The sequence below is a fragment of the Psychrobacillus sp. genome (genome assembly GCF_056205495.1).
In genome coordinates, this window is the sequence record NZ_JBAEAP010000489.1 from 1 (window position 1) to 5,699 (window position 5,699).

A 5,699-nucleotide genomic window follows, 5' to 3' on the forward strand; every position below is an offset into this window, starting at 1 on the left:
AGCAATCGCACCTACCTGCTTATACCCGGTAGCACTTTCTCCTAATTCCTCTAGCTCTGCTACTAGTTGCTTATAGTATTTGGCACCATTTTTTACAAGCTCATACCATTTCTTATTTCTCCTTTGGGAAATCCAAGGACATATTATACCCGCTGCTGCAGCGGAAGCTTGCCCCTTGTCCTGACGATCCACCAAAGTTACTTTCACACCAAGTTTTGCGAGATGAAAAGCGGTAGAAGCACCTAAGATTCCACCGCCTACTACTACATAAGAAGACATCTATCATTCAACTCCACTATCTATAATCGAAAACTTAACTTCCTCACAATTAATCTCTGCCATTGCCCCATATGGAATGACAAACTTAGGCTCTGTATGACCAAAGTTTAAATTATATAAAACTGGCAATTCATTTAATCCAAGCTCATGCAAAATGGTAGCAATGGATTCTTTGTATTCTTCATAATACTTTTCGTGCTGTGGCTTTGCAAAAATAATACCTTTGATCTCTTCGAGTATTCCTTGGGTTCCATAATTTCGTAGCCAATATTCAATGTTAGCTGGAATAGGAAGATCCTCTGACGTTTCGAAAAACAATATGGAATCCTTAAAATATGCTTTATCTGGCCAAAGTGAGGTACCTTTCGCAAATTCCAGTACTTCGATACAGCCACCAATTAATCTTCCTTGTGCAATGCCTTTTCCCTGTAGCAATTCATATCCTTTATTATCCTCGTTCATTTCTCGGCTGATGTGCTTATTTTCAATAACCCATTCTAATCTTTGACTAGTCCAGACTGGTGATGGTTTAATTTCACCAATCACTTCATTAGAGAAAAGTGTTTTTTTAATCGACTCCACGGTATACTCATGCATCTGCACATTCTCTGCAAAGTCAGTTAGAATAGCTGGACCATAAAAGGAAGAAATACCAGCCTTATGGCAAAATAAATGCGTAATAGTAGCATCTGAAAACCCTATAAAAACTTTAGGATTCTCGCGGATTACATCAAAGTCTATGTAAGGGAGTAATCGTATGCTCTCACTACCTCCAATATTGGATACAATCCCTTTAATAGAGGAATCCTTAAAGGCATTCATCAAATCCTCTGCTCGAGCCTGAGGGTTCTCATATAAATAAGCTGCTCCCTTTAAGCTATTTGGCATAGCGACTACCTCTAAACCAAATACATTTTTTAGTCTTTCCACCCCTTGCTCATATCTCCACCTTAATTCAGGCTCACCTGCTCCGCCCCACGACAGACTAATAGTTGCGACTTTATCTCCACGTTGAAGCATTTTCGGTTTTGTTAACATGATCCTATCCCCCCTTCCTATATTATAATTCAAACCCCATCATTTGGATGCCTATTCTTTTTGCTAAATGGGTATAAGAAGATAGAAGACATGAAATAGGTGGTGAGGAGCATGAAATATAAAGGTCGTGCACGTAGTTCAAACGTAGAAGATCGTCGAGGTATGAGTGGCGGTAAAGCAATAGCTGGTGTTGGTGGCGGATTTGGTTTAATCATTATACTTTTAGTTACGCTGCTTGGAGGAAATCCCGAGGAGCTCTTAGGAAGTTTAAATGGAAATGAAGCAACTACTGGCTCTGTCCCTTATGAGGAAACGGCAGAGGAACAAGAACTCGTCGAATTTGTTTCGGTCGTTTTAGCAGACACAGAAAAGGTGTGGACGAAAATTTTTCAAGAAAATGGACTTACATATGAGGAGCCAACACTTGTTTTATACACAAATAGTGTAAATTCTGCATGTGGTACAGCTGGTGCTTCTGTAGGACCGTTTTACTGTCCAGGAGATCAAAAGCTTTACATAGACTTGAGTTTTTATAAGGAGCTCCAAACACAGTTCGAGGCTCCAGGGGATTTTGCAATGGCATACGTCATAGCTCATGAGGTTGGTCATCATGTACAAACCCTATTAGGAAAAAGCAACGAGTTAGCTTCCCTAAGACAACAGTTACGCGAAGAGGAATACAATCAATATTCTGTTCGCTTTGAGCTACAAGCTGATTATTATTCTGGAGTTTGGGCAAAGCACGCGCAAGGAATGGACTTATTGGAGGAAGGTGACTTAGAGGAAGCACTAACAGCTGCTAGTGCTGTTGGTGATGACACTATTCAAAAGAAAGCCCGAGGCTATGTGGTACCGGAAAGCTTTACTCATGGTACGTCAGAACAACGGAAGCAATGGTTTTATAAAGGCTTTGAAAACGGAACTATTAAAGGCGGAGACACATTTAATATTAAAAATCCATAAATAACTATCTAAACCCAATAGCTATGATGCATTGGGTTTTTATTTGTAAAGAAAAGCATTAGAAAAAATTATTAACACTATTTAGAATATTTATTGACCACCTTTCTCCCTAATTCTATAATAAAACAAATTGCCAAATGGAAGAAGGTTATAAAAATGATGATACCTTTTACGAAAATGCATGGCTGTGGAAACGATTATATTTATATCAATTGCTTTGAGAATGTAATAGAAAACCCTGAATCGTTAAGCAAGAAAGTATCCGACCGTCATTTCGGTATTGGTGGAGACGGTATTGTTTTAATCTGTCCTTCTGAAGTGGCTGATGCTAAAATGCGAATGTTTAATATAGATGGCAGTGAAGGAAAAATGTGCGGTAATGCCATTCGCTGTGTAGCTAAATATATATACGATAATGACATCGTTCCAAAAGAGATTCTAAAAATAGAAACACTAAGCGGTATTAAAATAATTGAATTGCATATAGAAAATGGTGTGATGCATTCTGCCACTGTGGATATGGGGCAAGCAATATTGGATCCTGCTGAAATCCCTGTGGATCTCCACGGTAACCAATCTGAAGGGTTTGTGTTCCCTCTTACTATCAATAATGAGACCTATGCTATTACCCCAGTGTCTATGGGTAATCCACATGGAGTAATATTTACTGATGACGTACTTTCATTAGATCTTGCCACTATTGGGCCTAAATTCGAGCATCATCCTATGTTTCCAGCCGGTGTAAATACGGAATTCATTGAAATTGTAAATAGGAATTCACTTAAGATGCGTGTTTGGGAACGAGGAAGCGGCGAAACATTGGCTTGTGGAACCGGAGCTTGTGCTGCAGTGGTTGCCTCCGTATTAAATGGTTACTGCGATAAGGATACGGATGTGATTGTAAAGCTCGTTGGTGGAGAGCTCATCATACGCTATACAGACGACACCGTCTACATGACAGGTCCTGCGACTACCGTCTTTACAGGTCTTCTAGAACTCTCATAGTCATAACATACTATTTATAAATTAGTAAAAAATAGACTTACAACCTAATAAGTTTCATCTAACCAAGAAATTTAACAGAAAATACTGTCAATTGTAACGATAATGGAAATTCATTGTAATCAACCTGTAACATTCAACTGCTACTATATGTTTAGACTAAATAGCAGGGGGATAGTGTATTTGAAGAAAATCTTAGGAACACTTATCATAACAATTGTACTATTGGTCAGCGGAGTAAATGTTGCTTTTGCCGCAACCACGACTCACTCAGTAAAAAAAGGAGAAACTTTATATACGATTTCTAAAACGTACAAAGTTTCCGTTAACAACTTAAAAACATGGAATAAATTAACTACAGATACGATTAAGCCTAATCAAAAACTAGCTGTTGCTGCTCCAGCAAAAAAAGAAAAATCTAAAACACCATCTAGATCTAATGACAAAGTAACAAAAGAAATTACCGTTTCAGCAAGTGCATTTACGGCAAACTGTAATGGCTGCTCTGGTATCACTAGCTCTGGTATTAATCTAAAGAAAAATCCAGATGTAAAAGTAATAGCTGTTGACCCAAGTATTATTCCGATTGGGACAAAAGTGCACGTAGAAGGCTACGGTTATGCAATCGCAGGCGATACGGGAGGAGCAATTAAAGGCAACAAAATTGATGTATTCTTCCCTACTAAGAACGAGGCTTACAAATGGGGACGCAAAAATGTAACGGTTAAAATATTGGAATAGGATTTAAAAAGCATTGAATAGTATGGACTACAGACACTCAAAGAAATTTGAACGTGTCTGTAGTCTTTTTTATGTCTATGTTAAAGGTAAAAGTTGATTTTAAATACACATAAAAAATGAGCTAGGATATTTTCTCCTGGCTCATTTTACTTTAATATTATTTTTGACTAACGCACCCTTTATCCAATTTTCTTCTGATTAACTTCTAGTATTTTCTTTAAGGTAGAATGAATATTTTGGAGGCTAATTAAAATAAATCCAAGCATAATAAATGTCACTATTTCCCCTGTAAATATTGAGACTATCGCTATTATTAAAGCATATATCCCATATAGGTAGCCTTTCATTTTATATCACCTCGCCAGTTAAACATTCCAATTATTTTAAAACTTTTTCTTAAACTAAAATACCGTGTGAGTTTAAGTGTAACATTCTTTTTTCGGTTGCTTCTACTTGAACAATAAAATTTATTTATTATGGATTCCCTAAATTCATTCAGTAACCCTTAGCTTTTCCTCTATTCTCTCTAGAACTTTTTCAAAGTAATCTAATGGATGAGGCACAAAGCTCTCCTTACCTACATTTTTTTCTATACTAGTCCTTACTCCTTGCTCGTCGACCAGTATTCCTTCTATCTTTATAGATTCTACGTTACCCTTCCATAGCCCCATAAAAGAAGAAAACTTGGTTCTAACAATTCCAGCTACCTCTTCTGTTTGTAATCTAAATGCATCCCATGTGGGAGTAGCTTTATAAACAAAGGTATGAGCAAACTCCTTATCGATTAACTCCTCTGAGATAATCGTGTAGCCTATTACCCCTAAAGACTCCAGCTCTCTAAAAGCTACTTCGATCCCTAGTTCCTCTTCTACCTCCCTGATCCCGTCTTCTACTGATTCTATCGATAACAGATGACCCGCCGCCGTAATATCCAATAAGCTTGGGTAATCTTTTTTCTTATCACTTCTTAGCTGGAGGTAAATGTAATCTCCTCCTTCTTCTCTACAGACAATCCAGCAATGGAAGGTTTCATGCCAAAGTCCTAGCCTATGTATTTCCTCACGAGTAGCCACTCCCGTAACATTTCCTCTATGGTCGAACGTTTTCAGCAATTCCATTTTAAGACCCCTTTTAAAATAATCATTTTTTATTCTATATGGTGTTTGAGTTGAATATATTTAAATATTGCAGTCATATAAAACTCGTAGAAAGAAAATAGGTGATTCCAATATGATAAAGCTTCTATTATCCTTCAGTCTGACATTACTAGTTTTTATTCTACCATTTCCATCGGTTAGTATCGCCACTGAAAGCAATTCAGCTGTGGATCATACAGTAGTTGAAAAGCATATTAATAGATTACTAAATAAGAAAATAGAAGATAGCCGTCCTCCCGTTCCCCCCTCACCAAAGAAAGCTAACGTTTACCTAACCTTTGATGATGGGCCAAATGAGTTTACAACAATTAACCTTCAAACCCTTAAGCAATACGAGGTTAAAGGCACATTCTTTTTTTTAGGAAAGCATATGAAGGCACATGAATCCATTGTAAAAGCTGTAGCAAAGAATGGGCATTATATTGGGACACATAGCATGACACATGACAAGACTAAGGTTTACAAAAATGCAGAAGCGTTTATACAAGAAATTAATAGCGGTGTTAGCCTGATCGAGCA

7 protein-coding genes are annotated in these 5,699 nt (G+C 37.4%); 4 read left to right on the top strand and 3 right to left on the bottom strand.

The annotated features are described in order from the left end of the window. Together AC06OU_RS14020 and AC06OU_RS14025 are read right to left on the bottom strand one after the other, a co-directional pair. The coding region (locus tag AC06OU_RS14020; RefSeq protein ID WP_475856594.1) for an NAD(P)/FAD-dependent oxidoreductase at positions 1–279 on the bottom strand (279 nt) is incomplete at its 3' end. Positions 280–282: 3 nt separating this feature from the next. After that, positions 283–1,317 carry a S66 family peptidase gene (locus AC06OU_RS14025; protein WP_475856595.1) on the bottom strand — a complete coding sequence of 345 codons (1,035 nt, stop codon included), beginning with the start codon at positions 1,315–1,317 and terminating at the stop codon, positions 283–285. A gap of 111 nt (positions 1,318–1,428) precedes the next feature. Here AC06OU_RS14025 and ypfJ point away from each other — a divergent pair, with 111 nt between their 5' ends. From ypfJ to AC06OU_RS14040, 3 genes are all read left to right on the top strand, one after another. Continuing rightward, on the top strand, positions 1,429–2,280 hold the full coding sequence (ypfJ, locus tag AC06OU_RS14030; protein ID WP_475856596.1) for a KPN_02809 family neutral zinc metallopeptidase: 852 nt from the start codon (positions 1,429–1,431) through the stop codon (positions 2,278–2,280). 156 nt (positions 2,281–2,436) lie between these two features. Further along, positions 2,437–3,285: a diaminopimelate epimerase gene (gene dapF, locus AC06OU_RS14035; RefSeq protein ID WP_475856599.1), complete on the top strand. Its 849-nt coding sequence runs from the start codon at positions 2,437–2,439 to the stop codon at positions 3,283–3,285. Between the two features lie 180 nt (positions 3,286–3,465). Continuing rightward, on the top strand, positions 3,466–4,023 hold the full coding sequence (locus tag AC06OU_RS14040) for a 3D domain-containing protein (RefSeq protein ID WP_475856601.1): 558 nt from the start codon (positions 3,466–3,468) through the stop codon (positions 4,021–4,023). 491 nt (positions 4,024–4,514) lie between these two features. On the opposite strand, the gene AC06OU_RS14045 is transcribed toward AC06OU_RS14040, so the two are convergent. Then, complete coding sequence (locus AC06OU_RS14045) at positions 4,515–5,141, bottom strand: NUDIX hydrolase (protein ID WP_475856603.1); 627 nt, start codon at positions 5,139–5,141, stop codon at positions 4,515–4,517. A 112-nt stretch (positions 5,142–5,253) separates the two neighbouring features. Between AC06OU_RS14045 and AC06OU_RS14050 the strand changes: the two genes are divergently transcribed. After that, on the top strand, positions 5,254–5,699 hold a 446-nt coding region (locus AC06OU_RS14050; protein WP_475856605.1), incomplete at its 3' end, for a polysaccharide deacetylase family protein.

Excerpts from the sequence above, each read along its gene's own strand:
- AC06OU_RS14025 (WP_475856595.1), bottom strand. The coding sequence starts at position 1,317 with ATGTTAACAAAACCGAAAATGCTTCAACGTGGAGATAAAGTCGCAACT.
- ypfJ (WP_475856596.1), top strand. The coding sequence starts at position 1,429 with ATGAAATATAAAGGTCGTGCACGTAGTTCAAACGTAGAAGATCGTCGA.
- dapF (WP_475856599.1), top strand. The coding sequence starts at position 2,437 with ATGATGATACCTTTTACGAAAATGCATGGCTGTGGAAACGATTATATT.
- AC06OU_RS14045 (WP_475856603.1), bottom strand. The coding sequence starts at position 5,141 with ATGGAATTGCTGAAAACGTTCGACCATAGAGGAAATGTTACGGGAGTG.